Consider the following 18,345-nt stretch of genomic DNA (forward strand, 5'->3'; position numbering starts at 1 on the left):
CGCGCCGTGCTCAGTGCGTGCCCGAGGCGCGCGCGTGCCATTCGTAGTCGAACACGGTCGCCTGAACCGGCTCCGAAAGACCTTCGACGAAACTGATCACTTCCGGATCCTTCACGAAGCTCGCGGCCGAACTCGCCGCGAGAATCGCCGAGCTGTCCTGCGGCCGCGCGACCAGGAAGCCCTGCACGTAGTCCACGCCGATCTCCTGCAACGCGCGCAAGGTATCGACGTCCTCGACCCATTCCGCGACGCTGCGCATGCCGAGGTTGCGCGCGAGCGCGACGATCGCCTCGACGATCGCGATATCCGCCGGATGCGCGCACATCGAGCGCACGAACTCGCCGTCGATCTTCAGCGCATCGGCGGATAGCGCCTTCAGATATTTGAACGACGTGTAGCCCGCGCCGAAGTCGTCGAGCGCGATCTTGCCGCCCATGTCGTGCACGCGGGCGATGAAGCGCTGCGTGTTCTCCAGATCGTGCAGCGCGACGCTCTCCGTGATCTCCAGACACAGGTAATGCACGATCGACTGATGAGCCGCGAAGAGCGCGAAGATGTCCTCCATGAACTGCTCGTCGTTCAGCGAGCCGCCCGAGAGATTCACGCAGATGAACTGCGTGTTGCCGAGTTGCTGCTGATGCACCTCGATCCAGTCGAGCAGCGTCGAAATGACCCAGCGATCGATCGCCGCGATATTGCCCGATTCCTCCGCCGCGACGATCACCTTGCCCGCGGGCAGCGTCGCGCCGTCGGGTGCGCGCATACGCAGCAGGACTTCGAAGTTGAGCGATTCGGTCGGCGCGGACAGCGACATGATCGGCTGCATCACGAGGAAAAGACCCGGCGGCAGGCGATTGCGCCCGAGCGTTTCGACGAGCTTCAGTTCCTCCGCGCGCTCCTCGAACGCCGCCGCGCCCTTGCGATACGTGACGAGATGCGTATGCGCGACCTTCTTCGCTTCGCGGCACGCGCGATCCGCGTGGGATAGCGCGTCCTGCACGCGCACGCCCTGCGAGCATTCGACGAGACCGATCGACGCCTTCACCTGGAACGCGCGATTGCCGACCTGATACGGCGCGTCGGACAGAATGGAAATGAGTTCGCGGCATTGCGCGATGGCGTCTTCGATCGACGTGTCGTGCATCACGCAGACGAACTCGTCGCCGCCGATACGCCCGACCGGATAGCTGCGCGCGAAGTGCGCCCGCGTGCGCGCCGCGACCTGGCGCAGCACTTCGTCGCCGCTGCGATGGCCGAAGAGATCGTTGACGAGCTTGAAGCGGTCGAGATCGACATAGGCCAGCGCCCACGGCAGCGTCTCTTCGCTCTGCGCGGAGATCGCCTTCTCGACGCCGCGGCGATTCAGCGAGCCGGTCAGCGAATCGTGCTCCGCGAGAAAGCGCAACCGCTCGACGGCCTTCGAGCGCTCCGTCGTGTCCTGCAGCGAGCCTTCGATCCATCCGTTCGAGCGGATCGCCTTCAGCAGATAGCGCCGCTCGCCGGTGCCGCGCTCGGGCGAGCCGCCCATTTCGAGTTCGCCGTCGCTGCCCTTCGACGCCAGCGCCTGCAACGCGCCCCACGCGCCCGCCTCGAAGTAATCGTTCCAGTGCCGCACCTTGTAGTCGGTCTTTTGCAGATCGAGCATCGCGCGCAACGCGGGATTGGCGCGCACGAAGTGGCCGTCGGCATCGAGCGTGAAGAGGCCGATCGGCGTGACTTCGTAGGTATTGCGCAATTCCATCTGCGCCTGGCGGCGGAAATCGCGTTCGGCGCGCATCTGCTCGGCGATCGCGAAAGCCGCCATCATGCTCGACGACAGCGCGGCCATCACCGTATTCACGCCGCCGACGAGCACCTTCAGCCCGAAGGCCGCGCCGAGTACTTCGGAGAATGTCGAGAACAGCACCACGCCGAGCGATGCGACATACCAGAGCACCGTACGCGAGCGCGCCATCCACACGAGCCGCGCGAGGAAAAACAGCAGCACGCAGATGCCGAAGCCCGCGATGATCCACAGTGTCGGAATGAACAGCGCATATGGCAGCGCGAACGCGGCCGCGAGCAGCACGATGCCGACATACTGGATCACGCGCAGCAGCCAGCGATAACCGACCACGCGCAACTCGCGCCGGAAAAGCTGCTGGAAGAGCGCGGCTGTCAGCAGGTAATAGGCGGCAAAGGTGAATTGCCGCAACGGCTGCATGAAGTCGGCCGGCAGCACGCGGCCGAGCCATTGCATGTCCCAGCCCATCGCGTTCGCGCACAGGCGCAAATTGCCGACGAGCCACACGGCGAAAATCACGTAGGTCCATTCGTGATTGATGAGCGCCGTGACGAAGACGAACACCGCGAGCGTCAGCAAACCGCCGGCGATCAGCCCCGAACTTTCCTGAAAGTCGAGCGCCGAATTGCGCAGTCCCTGCCATTCCCACGCGTAGGCATTGATTTGCGCGGGACCGGAAAAGGTGCCGCGGCACAGAACGTTTTCGGCCTGCTTGATTCGGCCGACCTGAATGGAGAAGCCCGCCTTCACCACGCGCATTTCGCCAGTCACGCCTTCGCGATCCGCCTGGCCGAGCGGCGCGAGCGTTTTCGCGTTCCAGCAGGCAAGCGTTTGCGCATGACGGGACGGCAATTCGACGACCGTCGACGAATCCGCGCTCATGCTCGGCGTCGTAAAACTGAACCAGACCGGCTTTTCGGAGAGACGTGTGCTGTAACGGGAAACGGGCGCCGCGCCTTGAAGCGCTTCAAGCGCATCGGCGGGCGTCATGTTGCCGCTTTTATCGGCGACTACGTGAAGTGCGAGCGGAACCGCGCCGCGCGTTTCATATTGGCGCGGCAGGAAATAGAGCGTCGCGATCGTACCGAGCAAAATCAGAATCGGCACGGCGTAAACGGCGACTGCATACAGCGCGTCGTCGATCCACGAGCCCGTGCGTCTGAATCTCGATAAGGAAGCTGGAATAACCGACGCCATACCTGGAAAAACCCCCGTTTGCGCCCAGCGCGAAATACGCCGGCGCAGACAGCGGCGGAGCCCGAAGAACCCCGTGCGCCGCCGCTTTTTGGCCTACCGGATCGCTTTGCGATCCGGTTATTCGCTTTTACCTTCCTGAATACGATCGTGCCTTTTTCACCTGCCGTAAGCCATCAACGGGGCTTCCGGGCATCGTACCGGTTCCCAGTCAAAAGATAAATCTACAGAATGCAAATCGATATCCGGATGATGCGTGTGCACCATGTAATTGAAAAGCGGATGACGGGCTTCTTCCCAGCGCTGACGTGCCGCGGCGACATCTTTCGCGAGCACGCGATGCGGCAAGCCGCCCACATGCGACATCGGCAGAAATTCATTAACGCCGAAAACATCCTTGAAGAGCATCGCCTCATACTCCCGATCCAGCGGCGTACGCGCCGTAATCACCATGTAATCAATCCCGTGCAATTCGCAGAACATCCACAGTGCCTTGCACAACGCCACCTTGACTACGCGGCCCACCATCCCGCCCGCGACGCCAAGACGCGTCGCTTCCGCGAGGCGGCTCGTCGCCAGATGGTCGGGCAGACGCACCGACTGCTCGACGGCGAGCGGACCGTACGCATTGGTCTGAATGCGCATGGTGCCGAGCGGCGCGCCGTCCAGCTTCGATTCCGCCAGTAGGACAGCCGTCCCGCGATCCCAGTCCGAAGGCTCGATCGTCATCTTGTCGGCGAATTCGGGCAGATGCCGCCCATAGGCCGAACGTCTGATGCTCACGGCTTTCTGCAATCCAGCATCGTCTTTGACGATACGGATAGTAAACGGCATACGCTCGCTTTTCTGAAGTGCGGGTACGACCGTGAGAGTTGGGCGAACCGCCGATTCGGTTTGGTTAGCGGCGGCATTGGTGGCAAGGTTCAGACGTTCCATTTGTAAACCCCATTTTTTCTTGGCGATTGGAAAGGTGCCGCGTGTCGAGGAGGTTTTGTAGTGGTTCCTTACACGGGCGAAACGAGCCTCTCACGAAGTCAAATAACGGGGTGCGCGCTTGCCACTGTTTCTCAGCAAATTTCAGGCTAAAGGAGTGGAAGAAAGCTTCTAAACGGCGAAAAGCAGTCGCCGGCAGCCGCCGAAAACCACATATCCATATGCCGTACAGGAATATGCGAGCCCGATCAAAAGTGAAAGAACGAGGGCGAGCAGCCACCAGGCGACGCGAGAGACAATCAGGAGAATAGCGTTCGCAGAACGCTCGTGGAGCATCGCGTAAACGCTGGAAAATACGTTAGAAAGAGTAACTGGTAACGTTTGCTTACACTTTTTCTTCGCAGAAAGTGCGAAACGCCGAACACCCGGGGATGGGGATTTAATGCCGCTGAAAAAGCCGAAACAAAAAGGCGGGCGCTCTTTCGAAAAAACGCCCGCGCTATCACAACATAATCATGTCGACTGTGTGGAATCCGCCAAAACGGATTAAAAAATCAGTCGTCCTCGTCGAGCCAGGGAATATCCACGTCGGTAATGAAAGCGACCATCGCGAGCGGACGGCCTTCTTGTCGTCCGATATTCCCGTCGGCGCGTTGCCATTCGCAGCGGAAAATCGTCGCGGGGGTATCGGCGAGCAGCGTGATCGTGCGAATCTCGTCCGGATCGTTGTCTTCGACCGGACCATCGAGCGACACGAGCAATTGCTGCGGCCACACGCCGTCGGCCGGATCGTAAATCTTGTCGCCGTCGTGAATGACGACGTGCGCCTCGACGCCGATCGTCGCCGACGCCTCCACGATCATCTTGCCGAGCGCGCGCAGCACGGCGGTGGCGCGGCCCGAGTTGGCCTGGCGGATCGCGAGATCGCCACGCGTCAGCGCCTGCTCGAGTTTGGGATTGGTTTTCTGTTGCGCCATATCTCTCTCTAGGGGTTCGTTGCAGCTTTCGACGGGCGCGGCCCGGCTTAAGTTGCAGGCGGATCGTAGCATCGCACCAACAAAGATAGGTCGCGCGGGCCTTTGCAGCAAACCGTAGACGGCCGAAGCGTTCCTGACCTGCGAACGTCTTCGATGCTCAAGTTTGCGCACGACCGGCCGATATTGCGCACATCCCCACCGAAACGCGTGACTGCCGTGCCGTTAATCGACCTGACTGCTCCCTTGCGCATTCGTCCGCCGGCGCTCGCTTCCCGCACGCCGTCCACCCGCGCCTGAACGTGCTGACCCGACACACGGAGGTCGTCGACGGCATCGCGCTGCGCACGCATCTGCAACCGATCTACAGCCTGCCGCATCAACGCGAGGTGGGCTACGAGGCGCTGTTGCGCGGCGATGCGGGCGGCGGCGCGCTCGTCGGACCGTTCGATCTTTTCGGGCGAGCGATCGTCGCGGGCACGCTGACCGAGCTCGATCGCATGAGTCACCTCACGCATCTGCGCAACGCGGCGCCCCTGCTGCCTGCCGCGCAGTGGCTCTTCCTCAACATCAATCCGGCGACCTTCACCGATCCGGGCTATGCCGCGCGGCTCGCCTCCGCAACGCGCGAAGCGGGACTCGCGCCCGAGCGGCTGGTAATCGAAGTGCTGGAGTCGGGCGGCACGGATGTCGAGGACATCTCGCGCGCCACGCACGCGTTTCGGGCACAGGGCTTTCTCGTCGCCGTCGATGACTTCGGCGCGGGGCATTCCAACATCGACCGGCTGATCACCCTGCGACCGGACATCGTCAAGCTCGATCGCAGTCTCGTGCGAACCAAGAGCCCCCACATGCGCGACGCGCTGATGCCGAAGCTCGTCGATCTGCTGCACGAGTCGGGCATGTTCGTGGTCGCGGAAGGCATCGAGACGAGCGAGGATCTGATGCTCGCCGCGCGCTCGAACGTCGATTTCGTGCAGGGTTATCTGTTCGGCATGCCATCGGCGGAACTCGCCGAACGCGGCGTGGCGACGCCGCTTTTCGAAGACGTGTTCGACGCGCTCGCCCAGACGCGGCGCACCGAGCGCCTCGCGGGCGACTTGCTTCTGCTGCCCTATCGCGCGGCGCTCACGCAGGCCGCGCGGCGCTTCGCGTCGGGCGCGACGACCGAATCCGCCTGTGCCGATCTGCTGGCGCTGCCGTGCACGCTCAGTTGCTTCTTCCTCGATCGGGGCGGCCGCGAGTTCATGCCCGGCCTCGCCGGCGCCGCGGCGATTGCGCCGAGCGAGCGCTTCGCGCCGATCGCGGATCCATCGACCGGGCGCTGGGACAATCGCCCGTATTTCGTCGATGCGCACGCGAAACCGCAGCAGGTGGTCACGAGCGCGCCTTATCTCTCCGTGACGGGCACGTCGCTTTGCGTGACGCTCACGATCGCGACGCAGCACGCTGCAAAGCCGGTCGTGATCGGCGCGGACCTCGACTGGCGCAAGCTGACCGAAGCCGCGCCCGCAATCTTCTGAGCGTCAGGCGGTAGCGCTTTTCGCCTGCGCGATCGCACCGGCAAGCGCCGCCGCGCCCGCGCGCAGCGCTGCGAGATTGCCCGGCTCGAAGGTCCAGTGCCCCGCCGCATTCACGACGGCCAGTTCCGCGCCGGGCCAGCGCGCGGCGAGGTCCAATGCCTGATCGGCGGGACACACCATGTCGAAGCGTCCATGCACGATCCGGCAAGGCAGATGCGCGATACGCGCGACGAGCGGCAATAGCGGCACCGGCGGCAGTTCGTTCGCCATGTAATGCCGCTCGAGAAGCGCCATCGAGATTGCGGCCGAGTTCGCTTCCGCACTCGGGCGCTTCTCTTCCTCGGCCGGTTCCTTTTCCGGCTTGTTGACCACGGACAGCGTCGTCTCGTAGTGCGTCCACGCGCGCGCGAGCCGCGTACCCGCCTCGTCGAAACGCGCGAGCGGCGCTTCGGTCATCCGCAGGATATCCTGCGCATTCGTGGGACGCTTGCCGCACGCCGCCTCGATCGCATCGAGAAACGCGCGATGCGCCTCGGGAAACACGCGTCGAACGTCCCACAGGAACCAGTCGATATCCTCGCGCCGCGCGAGAAAAATGCCGCGCAGCAGGAAACCCGTGCAGCGCTCCGGATGCGCGACGCCGTATGCGAGACCGAGCGTCGTGCCCCACGAGCCGCCGAAGATCGCCCATTGCTCGATCTTCAACGCGACGCGCAGCGTTTCCATGTCGCCGACGAGCGCGTCGATGCCGTTCGCCTCCAGCTTGCCGAACGGCGTGGACTTGCCGCAGCCGCGCTGATCGAAGAACACGACGCGCCATTTGTCCTGTTCGAGCACCTCGGCCCATTTCACGTTCATCGCGCCGCCGGGGCCGCCGTGCACGACGAGCATCACGGGCGCCTCGCGCGGGCCCTGCGCGCGCCAGTAGATCGCGTGACCGTCGCCCACATCGAGCATGCCTTCGTCGAACTGCACCGGCGATTGATTGTCCATTGCGTCTGTTCCTTGCTGAATAGGCTTCGTCGGGCTCCATTGTTGCATCGCTTCGATGACATCGCATGGCGCGAAATGATCGTCCGGCGCGTTTCGCTCGATACGCTATGCTTGCGGATTCCGGATGTTCGTCATCCACCTGTCATCTCACGAAATTCGATGCGACGCACCTTCGTCAAGTGGCTCTTTGCAACCTATCTGCTCGGCAGCGGCATCGTCTGGTCGATCCTGATCCTGCCGCTCTTTCCGTTCGTCGGCCGCAACGGGCGTTACCGGCTCGCGAAGCTCTGGTGCCGCGCAGTGGTCGTGATGATGCGCGTCATCACCGGCGTCACGTGCTCGATCGAAGGGCTGGAGCATCTGCCCGACGGGCCGTGCATCATTCTGTCGCGACACGAATCGACCTGGGAAACGCTCTCGTTCATGGCGCTCTTTCCCCGGCGCATCAGTTTCGTGTTCAAGCACGAACTCATGAACATTCCGTTCTTCGGCTGGGTGCTGCGCGGCCTCGACATGGTGAGTCTCGACCGCGGCTCGATCCGTCAGGCGCACGCCGCCGTGACACGCGAGTGCGCGGCGCGGCTCGAGAAAGGCGATTCGGTGGTGATCTTTCCGGAAGGCACGCGCGTCGCGCACGATGCGCCGCTCAAGCTCGCGTCGGGCGGCGTGCGGCTCGCGTGCGCGACGAAGGTGCCGGTCGTGCCCGTCGTGCATGACGCGGGCAAGGTCTGGCCCGCGAAGGGCTGGCCTGACCGCGGCGGGCATATCCGCGTGATCGTCACGCCATGCCTGCCGCTCGATTGCCAGATTCCGCAGGAGTTGAACCGCCTCGCGCAGTCGCAGATGGACGACGCGCTGGCGGAACTGCGCTAGTTGCCGCTCAATACAATGGCCGCTTCTTCGCGGCGCACAAACGATTGACCGCGGAAATCAGCGTCTCCATGTCGACGGGCTTGCGCAAATATCCGTCGTAGCTGACGAAAGCCGGCGGATTCGGATGCCCTGAAATCATCAGGAAAGGAATGTGCGCGAGCGCCGTGTCGTTCTTCATCGTCTGGCAGAGCAGCGCGCCGCCGAGGCCTGGCATCATCCAGTCGGACACCACGATATCCACCCGCTGTTCCCCGAGTATCGATAACGCTCCGTTGCCGTCGAACGCGCACAAGACAGTGCAGTCCTCGCCCTGCATGCAGAGGGTCCAGGCTTCGATGGTGGCGGGGTCGTCGTCGACGAGCAGTACGGTCTTCATCTTGCGAACATGTTCGAGTGCGGCGCGTGTGTGGGGCGGGACGTCACGACGGACGCGGCGGACGCGGCGGACAACCTCGGATGTGACCGCCGCCGACGCCGTTTGTTGCAGTCACTTCGTACCCGCCGCTTTTGTCATAGTATTTCTTTCGCGCAAAACCTGCGCGGTAAATGCTGCTTCAGCAACTTGCGCGCCGCCCGTTGTCTGCGGTCATTTGCTCCCGGCGCGTGAGCGGCCGGCTTCACGCAGCGCATCGACGAGCGTCTCTTCCACCGGCGTGCGCGCGGCATCGTTGCGGCGAATCAGGCCGATAGGCTCGTCGGTGCCGGCGAAGGGCATCGGCAGCGCGGCGAGCAGCCCGAGCGCGATGTCCTGCTCGACCGCGCCGGCGGGCACGAACCACACGGCGTCGTTGTTCATCGCGAGCGAGCGCCCGAGCGACACCGACAAGGTTTCGACGAGCGCCGTCAACGCATGCGCGCCGAATGCCGTCAGCACGCTTTCAGCCGATTGCCGGATCAACGTGCCGAACGGCGGCACGACGATCACGAAGCGCGCGAGCAAGGCGGGCGTGAGCGGCGTTTCGAGCGTCAACGGGTGTTCGCGGCGCACGACCACCGCGAGCGGCTCGCGATAGATCTGCTCGAAGGACAGCCCGTGCATCGCCTCCGGCTCCGACAGCCGCCCGACCACGAGATCGACGTCGCCCGCCTTCAGCTTCTCCAGCAGAAGCGCGTTGGAATCGGTCCAGACGGACAGCGACACCGCCGGCCATTGCTGCCGGAACGACATCAGCGCGGGAGAGAGCAGCACCGGCGCGACCGTCGGCAATATGCCGATCGCGATGGTCCCGGGCATGTCGCCGCGTTCGCGCAGAAGCATGTCGACGCCCTCGCGCAAGGACGCGACGCATGCGCTCGCGTGCGGCGCGAAAAGCCGTCCCTCGCGCGTGGGCACCGCGCCGCGCCGCCCACGCTCGAACAGCCGCACGCCTAGAATGGATTCGAGCTCGCCGATGGTTTTGGAAACCGCGGGCTGCGTGATCGACAGGCTATCGGCGGCGCGCTGCACGCTCCCGAGCTGCGTGACGGCAAGAAAACACTGCAGATGCCTGAACTTGACGCGGGTGTTGGTGAAGTCGGTATCCATGACGATCCGTTATGCAAGATGGCACGAAACATCATTTTCCATAACTTGCGCCGTTCTATAAAGTAGCCGTCAGAAACATCCTATTCAACTTCCAAATACAGGAGACAGTCGACATGACCTCCCCCATCCTCACACCGCGCGATTGGGAATCCCATCCCGCGTATCTGTCGCCGGGTTACAAGTCGTCGATCCTGCGCAGCCCGGGCTTGCCGCTCATTCCGCTGAAGGAAAATCTGCGCAACCGACGCGTGCCTGTCTACGGTGCTGACGATCTGGGCGTGCTCGACAACGACCTCACCCGCAACGCCGCGAAAAACGGCGAACCGCTCGGCGAGCGCATCATCGTGACGGGACGCGTGCTCGACGAAGGCGGCCGTCCGGTGCGCAACACGCTCGTGGAAGTGTGGCAGGCGAACGCCGCGGGCCGCTATGTCCACAAGGCGGACCAGCACGACGCGCCGCTCGACCCGAACTTCCTCGGCGCGGGCCGCTGCCTGACCGACGACGAAGGCCGCTATCGCTTCATGACGATCAAGCCGGGCGCGTACCCGTGGGGCAATCACCCGAACGCGTGGCGTCCGCAGCACATCCATTTCTCGCTCTTCGGCGAATACTTCGGCTCGCGTCTCGTCACGCAGATGTACTTCCCCGGCGATCCGCTGCTCGACCTCGATCCGATCTATCAGGGCATTCCCGAGCAGGCACGCAAGCGTCTCGTGTCGTCCTTCTCGATCGACACGACGCAGGAAAACTACGCGCTCGGCTACGAATTCGATATCGTGCTGCGCGGCCCGGACCAAACGCCGACGGAGTAATCGAACATGACCACGCTGAAACAGACCCCATCGCAGACCGTCGGACCGTACTTCGCTTACGGCCTGGTTCCCGAGCAATACAACTTCGATCTGAAGAGCCTCTTCACCGCATCGGCGGCGGATCGTGAAGTGCCGGGCGAGCATATCGCCGTCGTCGGCAACGTGTTCGACGCCGAAGGCAAGCCCGTCAACGACGCGCTGATCGAAGTCGCGCAGGCCGATGCAAATGGCCGCTACGTGCAAAGCGCGCAGGAAGCGCGCGAATCGGGCTTCCGCGGCTTCGCCCGCGTGGGCACGGGCACGGATCCGAAGCTGCGCTTCATCGTCGATACGGTGAAGCCGGGCGCAACCGCCGACGATTCCGCGCCGCACCTCGATGTCATCGTGCTGATGCGAGGCATGCTGCTGCACACGTACACGCGCATCTACTTCGAGGACGAAACCGAAGCCAATGCGAAGGACGCCGTGCTGCAGAGCGTGCCGGCCGAGCGCCGTCATACGCTGATCGCGAAGCGCGAGGCGGGCGCATCGGCCAAGCCGGGTTCGTCGGGCACGATCTATCGCTTCGACATTCATCTGCGCGGCCCGAACGAGACGGTGTTCTTCGACCTGTAAAGCTTTCTCGCGGCAGTTGTTTGAAACGAAAGGCGTCCGGCACTGCGTTATAGTGTCGGTCGCCTTTTGTCTTTTCTGCGCTTTCTCCCATGTCCGACGCTCCCACGCCCAGCCCGCTCTACGTCAAGCTCCTCGGTGAAACCGCCCAGATCGGCTGGTCCGAACTGGAGCGCTTCTTCGCGCAAGGCAAGCTCATCTGGGTGAAACGCGATCTCGATCTCGTGAGCGTCGCGGAAGCCGTCGCCACCGACGATACGCAACAGGTCACGCGATGGCTCGCAGGCGGGCTGGTCGAGCGCATGCAGGCCGAAACGGCGGCCGATCTCGCCGCGCGCGATCCGGAATTGTGGACGGTTGTCACCTCGCCCTGGGTATGCGTGCAGGAACGCGGCTGATTCACGAGTCTGAGTCGTACTAGCGCCGGTCGAGGACATAGTCCGTCCACAGTACGACGAGAATCGTCATCAGCGCCGGGCCGATGAACAGACCGATCAGCCCGAAGGTTTCCGCGCCGCCGAGAATGCCGAACAGCACGAGCAGAAACGGCAGCCGCGCCGATCCGCCGATCAGCACCGGCCGCACGAAGTGCTCGGCGACAAACACGACGATCATCCCGAACACGGCGACGCATATCGCCGCGACCATCGAGCCCTGCGCGAGCAGCCACAGCGCCGAACCGAGAAACACGATCGGCGCGCAAAACGGCAGCATCGCCGCGACGGCCGTCAGCATGCCGAGCAAGGTGGCGTGCGGCACGCCCGTGACCGCATAGGCGATTCCGAGCAGCGCGCCCTCGCCCAGCCCCACGACGACGAGCCCCACCACCGTGCTGCGCACCGATTCGGCCATGCGCCGCACGAGCGCGGCGCCATCCGGACCGAACGCGCGGCGCGAGCCCGCGAGCAGTTGTTCGCCGAGCTTCGAGCCCGCCAGGAACACGAAGAAGAGCGTCATCAGCATGAAGCCGAAGATGACGACGCCGTGGACCACGCGCCCGCCGAAGTGCCGCGTCATCGCGACGACGGTCGCACTGTGCAGATTCTTCACCGCCGGCGACGCTTCGAGCGGTGTCGCCAGATTCTCCTGCCACCAGCGCCCGACCTGTTGCGAGCCCATCGGCAGATGCTCGATGAACGCGGGCACCGGAATGCCGGTGCGCAACACCTCGTGGAACCAGTGGATCATGTCGCGCGCCTCGTTCACCGTCTGCGCCGCGACGATGAAGAACGGCACGACGAACAGCAGGCCGATCGCCGCCGTCAGCAGGACCGCGAGCAGATTGTGATGCCGCTTGAACATCGGCCGACGTTCGAGCCAGCCAAACGCGGGCCATAGCGCGATCGCGATCACGCTCGCCCACACGACGGCCGGAATGAATGTGCGCGCCGTATAGAGCGCGACCAGCACGAGCACCGCGTAAAGCACCGCGGACGCCGTGCGCTGCATCTTGCGGGTGCGCTCGGATGAGTCCGGTGTCGAGTCGTTGCGCGGTTGGATCGGCATGAGTGAATGGTCCTTCTTCGTGATGTTCGATTGGTGGCGAAACATGAATCGTTCGCCAGAATTGTAATCACGCACGAATCATTCCACTCGATGCGCGCAGTCATGCAACTTTATTTACAAAAGGCACGTTTCGCGCTCCCTATAATCGAGACTCGGCATCGAAGGATGGATCTTGCAAATGAAGGAAAAAACCTGGCGCGCAATGGCTGGTGCATGCCTGTCGCTGATATGGCTCGCCGGATGTTCGACTGGCCTCAACCGGTCGAATGAAGATCGGTTGAACGCGCAAACCGGCATCACGATGCTGCCCGTCAAAGGGGGCGTGGAGATGCGGCTGCCCGAGGCGCCGCTTTTCGATACCGACGAATCGAGCATCCGCGCGGGCTATTCGCCCATGCTCGATCGCGCCGCTCAAGTATTGAAGCGCAGCATGCGGCCGATTCTGATCGAAGGCCACACCGACAACCAGGGCACGCTCGCTTATAACCACACGCTTTCCGATGCGCGCGCCCAGGCGGTCGGGCGAGCGCTGATCGCGCGCGGCGTGCCCGCCGAGCGTATCGCGACGAAAGGCATGGCGTGGCTGCGGCCGATCGCCAGCAACGACACGGCGCAAGGCCGCGCATTGAACCGCCGCGTGGAGATTCTGGTGCGCACCGAGAGCGAAGAGACGCTGCTCGGCACGCCCGCCAAGGTCAAGCGCTAGCCGCCTGCTCGACCTCCAGCACGAGCAACTGCGAGCCGTCGGCGACCTGATCGCCGACTTCGAACAGAATCTCGCCGATCTTGCCCGACGAAGGCGCCACGATCGTGTGCTCCATCTTCATCGCTTCCATCACCATCAGCGGCGCGCCCTTCTCGACCGTCGCGCCCGTCTCCACGAGCACCGCGATCACCTTGCCCGGCATCGGCGCGGTCAGACGGCCTTCGTGCTCGGCGTCGCCCGCGTGGGCCATAAGGTTCTGCCACTCGAACTGGAACGCAGCGCCTTCATGGAAGACGTGGAAGATGTCGCCATCGGTGAAGACGTGACCTTTGATCAGCGCATCGTCGAGCTGGACCGCGAATGACGTCGCGCCGCTGTGCGACCAGTCGAAGCGCGCGCTTTTATCGTTCAGCGTGAGACGCTTTTCGCCGTTCTTCGTGAAGACGACCTTCAGCGTTTCGTCGGTGTCGAGCGCGCGCCAGTTCAAATCCTGGCTATAGCCGCCCGCCATGCGCCAGTGCGACAGCGCATCCCACGGCGACTGGCCATGCGCCTCGCCGCCCTCGCGCGTGAGCAGCGCCGCGCACGCGAGCGCAAGCCCCTTGTTGCGTGAGACGTGAGTGGGCGCGAAGAGCGCATCGTGATGACGCTCGATCAGGCCGGTGTCGAGATCGCCCGCGCTGAACGGCTCGCTCTTCACGATACGTTGCAGGAACTCGACGTTCGTCGACAACCCGACGATCTCGCATTCCGCCAGCGCGCGCGCCATGCGCGCCAATGCATCGCGGCGATCGCGGCCATGCACGATCAGCTTTGCGATCATCGGATCGTAGAACGGCGTGATCGAATCGCCCTGACGCACGCCGCTGTCCACGCGCACGTCGCCGTCGATCGAAAACTCCACCGCGTGCGGCATGCGCACGTGCTTGAGCGTGCCCGTCGACGGCAGGAAGCCGCGCGACGGATTTTCTGCGTAGATGCGCGCCTCGATCGCGTGGCCGTGCACCTTCAGCTCGTTCTGCTTCAGCGGCAAAGGCTCGCCCGCCGCCACGCGCAGTTGCCATTCGACGAGATCGAGCCCGGTCACCATCTCCGTCACCGGATGCTCGACCTGGAGACGCGTGTTCATCTCCATGAAGTAGAACTGGCCGTCCTGCGTCATGATGAATTCGACCGTGCCCGCGCCGACGTAGTCCACCGCGCGCGCCGCCGCAACCGCGGCTTCGCCCATCGCGCGGCGGGTTTCATCGTTCAGACCCGGCGCGGGCGCTTCCTCCAGCACCTTTTGATGGCGACGCTGCACCGAACAGTCGCGATCGAACAGATAGACCGCGTTGCCGTGCTTGTCGGCGAACACCTGCACTTCGACGTGACGCGGACGCAGCAGATACTTTTCGATCAGCACGCGATCGTTGCCGAAGCTCGACGCCGCCTCGCGCTTGCACGATGCGAGCGCCGCCGCAAAGTCCTCGCTCTTCTCGACGACACGCATGCCCTTGCCGCCGCCGCCCGCGCTCGCTTTCAGCAGCACCGGATAGCCGATGCGGTCCGCTTCGCGCTGAAGCAGCGAAGGGTCCTGATCGTCGCCGTGATAGCCCGGCACGAGCGGCACGGACGCGGATTGCATCAGCGCCTTTGCGGCCGCCTTGGAACCCATCGCGCGAATCGCATCGACGGGCGGTCCGATGAAGACGAGCCCCGCCTTCTCGCACGCATTGGCGAAGTCCTCGTTCTCCGACAAAAAGCCGTAGCCCGGATGAATCGCCTGCGCGCCGGTCTTCTTCGCGGCATCGACGATACGCTCGATACGCAGATAACTCTCCGATGCAGCCGAGCCGCCGACATGCACCGCTTCGTCGCAGACATCGACGTGCTTGGCTTTCGCGTCCGCGTCGGAATAGACGGCGACGCTGCCGACGTTCAGGCGCTTCGCCGTCGCCGCGACACGGCAGGCGATCTCGCCGCGGTTCGCAATCAGTATTTTGTTGAACATGGCATTACATCCGGAATACGCCGAAGCGCGTGTCTTCGATGGGAGCGTTCATCGTCGCCGCCAGGCCGAGGCCCAGCACGTCGCGCGTTTGCGCGGGATCGATCACGCCGTCGTCCCACAGACGCGCGCTCGCGTAGTACGGATGCCCCTGCGCCTCGTACTGATCGCGGATCGGCGCCTTGAACGCCTCTTCTTCTTCCTTCGACCACGCGCCGCCCTTCTTCTCGATGCCGTCGCGCCGCACGGTCGCGAGCACCGACGCGGCCTGTTCGCCGCCCATCACCGAGATGCGCGCGTTCGGCCACATCCACAGAAAGCGCGGCGAATACGCGCGGCCGCACATGCCGTAGTTGCCCGCGCCGAACGAGCCGCCGATGATCACCGTGAACTTCGGCACCTTCGCCGTGGCCACCGCCGTCACCATCTTCGCGCCGTTGCGCGCGATGCCTTCGTTCTCGTACTTCCGGCCAACCATGAAGCCCGTGATGTTCTGCAGGAACACGAGCGGAATCTTGCGTTGCGCGCACAACTCGATGAAATGTGCGCCCTTCAACGCGGATTCGCTGAAGAGAATGCCGTTGTTCGCGACGATGCCGACCGGATGCCCCCAGATATGCGCGAAGCCGCACACGAGTGTCGTGCCGTAGCGCGCCTTGAACTCGTCGAAAGCGGAGTCGTCGACGATGCGCGCGATCACTTCGCGCACGTCGAAGGGCTTGCGCGTATCGACGGGAATCACGCCGTAGACGCTCTGCGGATCGAAACGCGGCGGCAGCGGCTCTTTCAATGCGAGCGTCGGCGTCTTCACGCGATTCAGATTGCCGACGATGCTGCGCGCGATGCCGAGCGCATGCGCATCGTTCTGCGCGAGATGATCGACGACGCCCGACAGACGTGTATGCACATCGCCGCCGCCGAGATCTTCGGCGCTGACTTCTTCGCCCGTCGCGGCCTTCACGAGCGGCGGGCCGCCCAGAAAGATCGTGCCTTGATTCTTGACGATGATCGATTCGTCGCTCATCGCGGGCACATACGCGCCGCCCGCCGTGCACGAACCCATCACCACGGCGATCTGCGAGATGCCCTGCGCCGACATGTTCGCCTGGTTGTAGAAGATGCGGCCGAAGTGATCGCGGTCGGGGAACACGTCGTCCTGATTCGGCAGGTTCGCGCCGCCCGAATCGACGAGATACACGCACGGCAGACGGTTCTGCTCTGCGATTTCCTGCGCGCGCAGATGCTTCTTCACGGTCACGGGATAGTACGTGCCGCCTTTCACGGTCGCGTCATTGCACACGACGACGCATTCCTGTCCCGCGATGCGCCCGATGCCCGTGATGATGCCCGCGCCCGGCGCGTCGTCGTCATACATGCCGTACGCCGCAAGTTGCGACAGTTCCAGAAACGGCGTGCCCGGATCGAGCAGTTGCGCGATGCGATCGCGCGGCAGCAGCTTGTTGCGCGACACATGCCGGTCGCGCGAGGCCTGTCCGCCGCCCTCCGCGATCTTCGCGACCTTCTCCTTGAGGTCCGCGACGAGCGCTTCGAGCGCAGCCGCGTTCGTGCGGAATTCCTCGCCGCGCGGATTCAGTTTCGATTCGATGATCGTCATGTCGCGCGCCTCACATCGTCTCGGCGAACAGTTCGCGGCCGATCAGCATGCGGCGGATCTCGCTCGTGCCCGCGCCGATTTCATAGAGCTTCGCGTCGCGCCACAGCCTACCGACCGGATACTCATTGATATAGCCGTTGCCGCCGAGAACCTGAATCGCTTCGCCGGCCATCCACGTGGCTTTTTCGGCGGTGTAGAGGATGACGCCCGCGCAGTCCTTGCGCACCTGGCGCACGTGGCCCGAGCCGAGCGTGTCGAGCTGGCGGCCGACCGCGTAGAGATACGCGCGGCAGGCTTGCAGCGTCGAGTACATGTCCGCGACCTTGCCCTGGATGAGCTGGAATTCGCCGATCGCCTGGCCGAACTGCTTGCGATCGTGGATATACGGCACGACCGCGTCCATGCACGCGAGCATGATGCCGGTCGGGCCGCCCGCGAGCACGGCGCGCTCGTAGTCGAGGCCGCTCATCAGCACCTTCGTGCCGCCATTCAGCTGACCGAGGATGTTCTCTTTCGGCACTTCGACGTTCTCGAACACGAGCTCGCCGGTATGCGAGCCGCGCATGCCGAGCTTGTCGAGCTTCTGGGCGACGGAAAAACCCTTCATGCCCTTCTCGACGATAAACGCCGTGATGCCGCGCGGACCGGCTTCGATGTCCGTCTTCGCGTACACGACGAGCGTGTCGCAGTCCGGGCCGTTGGTGATCCACATCTTCGTGCCGTTGAGCACGTAGTGATCGCCCTTTTCTTCGGCGCGCAGCTTCATGCTGACGACGTCCGAGCCTGCGTTCGGCTCGCTCATCGCGAGCGCGCCGATATGCTCGCCCGACACCAGCTTCGGCAGATACTTCTGCTTTTGCGCTTCCGTGCCATTGCGATGAATCTGGTTCACGCACAGATTCGAATGCGCGCCATAGGACAGCCCGACCGACGCCGACGCGCGCGAAATTTCCTCCATCGCGACCATGTGCGCGGTGTAGCCCATGTTCGCGCCGCCGTATTCCTCGGAGACGGTCATGCCGAGCACGCCGAGATCGCCGAATTTTTTCCAGAGATCCATAGGAAACTGGTCGCTATGGTCGATTTCGCCCGCGCGCGGTGCGATTTCCTTCGCAGCGAAATTGGCGAGCGAATCGCGCAGCATGTCGATGTCTTCGCCCAGCGCGAAATTCAGTCCGGGTACGTTGCTCATGAATGTCTCCTCCAGATGCGATGTTTTCGGTGCGCCCTGAAATTTGAGTTTCACTCACACAGGGCAACAATCCACGGGATGGGGCAATTTCACGCTCAAATCGCCTAGCCG

The 18,345-nt window shown here is 63.7% G+C and carries 16 protein-coding genes; 6 read left to right on the plus strand and 10 right to left on the minus strand.

Going from position 1 to position 18,345, the window contains the following annotated elements; genetic code table 11:
* Positions 1–10: 10 nt before the first annotated feature.
* From ACEN42_RS20475 to ACEN42_RS20485, 3 genes are all read right to left on the minus strand, one after another.
* Complete coding sequence (locus ACEN42_RS20475; protein ID WP_371881246.1) at positions 11–2,980, minus strand: putative bifunctional diguanylate cyclase/phosphodiesterase; 2,970 nt, start codon at positions 2,978–2,980, stop codon at positions 11–13.
* A gap of 156 nt (positions 2,981–3,136) precedes the next feature.
* The gene (locus ACEN42_RS20480; protein ID WP_035501440.1) at positions 3,137–3,913 is read right to left on the minus strand and encodes a hypothetical protein; all 777 of its coding nucleotides are present in this window, start codon (positions 3,911–3,913) and stop codon (positions 3,137–3,139) included.
* Between the two features lie 551 nt (positions 3,914–4,464).
* Positions 4,465–4,887, minus strand: coding sequence for a hypothetical protein (locus ACEN42_RS20485; RefSeq protein ID WP_035501438.1), 423 nt, complete (start codon positions 4,885–4,887; stop codon positions 4,465–4,467).
* Between the two features lie 299 nt (positions 4,888–5,186).
* On the opposite strand from ACEN42_RS20485, the gene ACEN42_RS20490 reads away from it, so the two are divergent.
* Complete coding sequence (locus ACEN42_RS20490; protein ID WP_371881247.1) at positions 5,187–6,407, plus strand: EAL domain-containing protein; 1,221 nt, start codon at positions 5,187–5,189, stop codon at positions 6,405–6,407.
* Between the two features lie 3 nt (positions 6,408–6,410).
* Here ACEN42_RS20490 and pip read toward each other — a convergent pair whose 3' ends face one another.
* Positions 6,411–7,400: a prolyl aminopeptidase gene (gene pip, locus ACEN42_RS20495; RefSeq protein WP_371881248.1), complete on the minus strand. Its 990-nt coding sequence runs from the start codon at positions 7,398–7,400 to the stop codon at positions 6,411–6,413.
* A 159-nt stretch (positions 7,401–7,559) separates the two neighbouring features.
* Here pip and ACEN42_RS20500 point away from each other — a divergent pair, with 159 nt between their 5' ends.
* Positions 7,560–8,273, plus strand: coding sequence for a 1-acyl-sn-glycerol-3-phosphate acyltransferase (locus ACEN42_RS20500; RefSeq protein WP_371881249.1), 714 nt, complete (start codon positions 7,560–7,562; stop codon positions 8,271–8,273).
* Between the two features lie 7 nt (positions 8,274–8,280).
* Here ACEN42_RS20500 and ACEN42_RS20505 read toward each other — a convergent pair whose 3' ends face one another.
* Positions 8,281–8,649, minus strand: a complete 369-nt coding sequence (locus ACEN42_RS20505; RefSeq protein ID WP_238217385.1) for a response regulator — start codon at positions 8,647–8,649, stop codon at positions 8,281–8,283.
* Between the two features lie 210 nt (positions 8,650–8,859).
* Positions 8,860–9,798 carry a pca operon transcription factor PcaQ gene (gene pcaQ, locus ACEN42_RS20510; protein ID WP_238292666.1) on the minus strand — a complete coding sequence of 313 codons (939 nt, stop codon included), beginning with the start codon at positions 9,796–9,798 and terminating at the stop codon, positions 8,860–8,862.
* Positions 9,799–9,911: 113 nt separating this feature from the next.
* Between pcaQ and pcaH the strand changes: the two genes are divergently transcribed.
* From pcaH to ACEN42_RS20525, 3 genes are all read left to right on the plus strand, one after another.
* Positions 9,912–10,613, plus strand: coding sequence for a protocatechuate 3,4-dioxygenase subunit beta (gene pcaH / locus ACEN42_RS20515; protein ID WP_187605129.1), 702 nt, complete (start codon positions 9,912–9,914; stop codon positions 10,611–10,613).
* A gap of 6 nt (positions 10,614–10,619) precedes the next feature.
* Positions 10,620–11,228 (plus strand): protocatechuate 3,4-dioxygenase subunit alpha, encoded by a 609-nt coding sequence (gene pcaG, locus ACEN42_RS20520; RefSeq protein WP_238217381.1) that lies wholly within the window; start codon positions 10,620–10,622, stop codon positions 11,226–11,228.
* 89 nt (positions 11,229–11,317) lie between these two features.
* Entirely contained in the window at positions 11,318–11,623 is a 306-nt protein-coding gene (locus tag ACEN42_RS20525; protein ID WP_371881250.1) for a DUF2288 domain-containing protein, read from the plus strand.
* 19 nt (positions 11,624–11,642) lie between these two features.
* On the opposite strand, the gene ACEN42_RS20530 is transcribed toward ACEN42_RS20525, so the two are convergent.
* A complete protein-coding gene (locus ACEN42_RS20530; RefSeq protein ID WP_371881251.1) occupies positions 11,643–12,731 on the minus strand; it encodes an AI-2E family transporter in 1,089 nt (362 codons plus the stop codon).
* Positions 12,732–12,909: 178 nt separating this feature from the next.
* Here ACEN42_RS20530 and ACEN42_RS20535 point away from each other — a divergent pair, with 178 nt between their 5' ends.
* Complete coding sequence (locus ACEN42_RS20535) at positions 12,910–13,437, plus strand: OmpA family protein (protein ID WP_371881252.1); 528 nt, start codon at positions 12,910–12,912, stop codon at positions 13,435–13,437.
* Here the strand turns inward: ACEN42_RS20535 and ACEN42_RS20540 are convergent.
* From ACEN42_RS20540 to ACEN42_RS20550, 3 genes are read right to left on the minus strand one after another with little or no spacing between them, the layout of a single operon-like run.
* Entirely contained in the window at positions 13,427–15,430 is a 2,004-nt protein-coding gene (locus ACEN42_RS20540) for an acetyl/propionyl/methylcrotonyl-CoA carboxylase subunit alpha (RefSeq protein WP_371881253.1), read from the minus strand. The two genes, ACEN42_RS20535 and ACEN42_RS20540, sit on opposite strands and share 11 nt — an antisense overlap.
* Before the next feature lie 4 nt (positions 15,431–15,434).
* A complete protein-coding gene (locus tag ACEN42_RS20545; protein ID WP_371881254.1) occupies positions 15,435–17,042 on the minus strand; it encodes a carboxyl transferase domain-containing protein in 1,608 nt (535 codons plus the stop codon).
* A 10-nt stretch (positions 17,043–17,052) separates the two neighbouring features.
* Positions 17,053–18,234, minus strand: coding sequence for an isovaleryl-CoA dehydrogenase (locus ACEN42_RS20550; protein WP_035501604.1), 1,182 nt, complete (start codon positions 18,232–18,234; stop codon positions 17,053–17,055).
* Positions 18,235–18,345 lie beyond the last annotated feature (111 nt).

Origin of the sequence: Caballeronia sp. S22 (assembly GCF_964261745.1) — a bacterium.
GTDB lineage: Bacteria > Pseudomonadota > Gammaproteobacteria > Burkholderiales > Burkholderiaceae > Caballeronia > Caballeronia jiangsuensis.

Excerpts from the sequence above, each read along its gene's own strand:
- ACEN42_RS20475 (WP_371881246.1), bottom strand. The coding sequence starts at position 2,980 with ATGGCGTCGGTTATTCCAGCTTCCTTATCGAGATTCAGACGCACGGGC.
- ACEN42_RS20480 (WP_035501440.1), bottom strand. The coding sequence starts at position 3,913 with ATGGAACGTCTGAACCTTGCCACCAATGCCGCCGCTAACCAAACCGAA.
- ACEN42_RS20485 (WP_035501438.1), bottom strand. The coding sequence starts at position 4,887 with ATGGCGCAACAGAAAACCAATCCCAAACTCGAGCAGGCGCTGACGCGT.
- pip (WP_371881248.1), bottom strand. The coding sequence starts at position 7,400 with ATGGACAATCAATCGCCGGTGCAGTTCGACGAAGGCATGCTCGATGTG.
- ACEN42_RS20500 (WP_371881249.1), top strand. The coding sequence starts at position 7,560 with ATGCGACGCACCTTCGTCAAGTGGCTCTTTGCAACCTATCTGCTCGGC.
- ACEN42_RS20505 (WP_238217385.1), bottom strand. The coding sequence starts at position 8,649 with ATGAAGACCGTACTGCTCGTCGACGACGACCCCGCCACCATCGAAGCC.
- pcaQ (WP_238292666.1), bottom strand. The coding sequence starts at position 9,798 with ATGGATACCGACTTCACCAACACCCGCGTCAAGTTCAGGCATCTGCAG.
- pcaH (WP_187605129.1), top strand. The coding sequence starts at position 9,912 with ATGACCTCCCCCATCCTCACACCGCGCGATTGGGAATCCCATCCCGCG.
- pcaG (WP_238217381.1), top strand. The coding sequence starts at position 10,620 with ATGACCACGCTGAAACAGACCCCATCGCAGACCGTCGGACCGTACTTC.
- ACEN42_RS20525 (WP_371881250.1), top strand. The coding sequence starts at position 11,318 with ATGTCCGACGCTCCCACGCCCAGCCCGCTCTACGTCAAGCTCCTCGGT.
- ACEN42_RS20530 (WP_371881251.1), bottom strand. The coding sequence starts at position 12,731 with ATGCCGATCCAACCGCGCAACGACTCGACACCGGACTCATCCGAGCGC.
- ACEN42_RS20535 (WP_371881252.1), top strand. The coding sequence starts at position 12,910 with ATGAAGGAAAAAACCTGGCGCGCAATGGCTGGTGCATGCCTGTCGCTG.
- ACEN42_RS20540 (WP_371881253.1), bottom strand. The coding sequence starts at position 15,430 with ATGTTCAACAAAATACTGATTGCGAACCGCGGCGAGATCGCCTGCCGT.
- ACEN42_RS20545 (WP_371881254.1), bottom strand. The coding sequence starts at position 17,042 with ATGACGATCATCGAATCGAAACTGAATCCGCGCGGCGAGGAATTCCGC.
- ACEN42_RS20550 (WP_035501604.1), bottom strand. The coding sequence starts at position 18,234 with ATGAGCAACGTACCCGGACTGAATTTCGCGCTGGGCGAAGACATCGAC.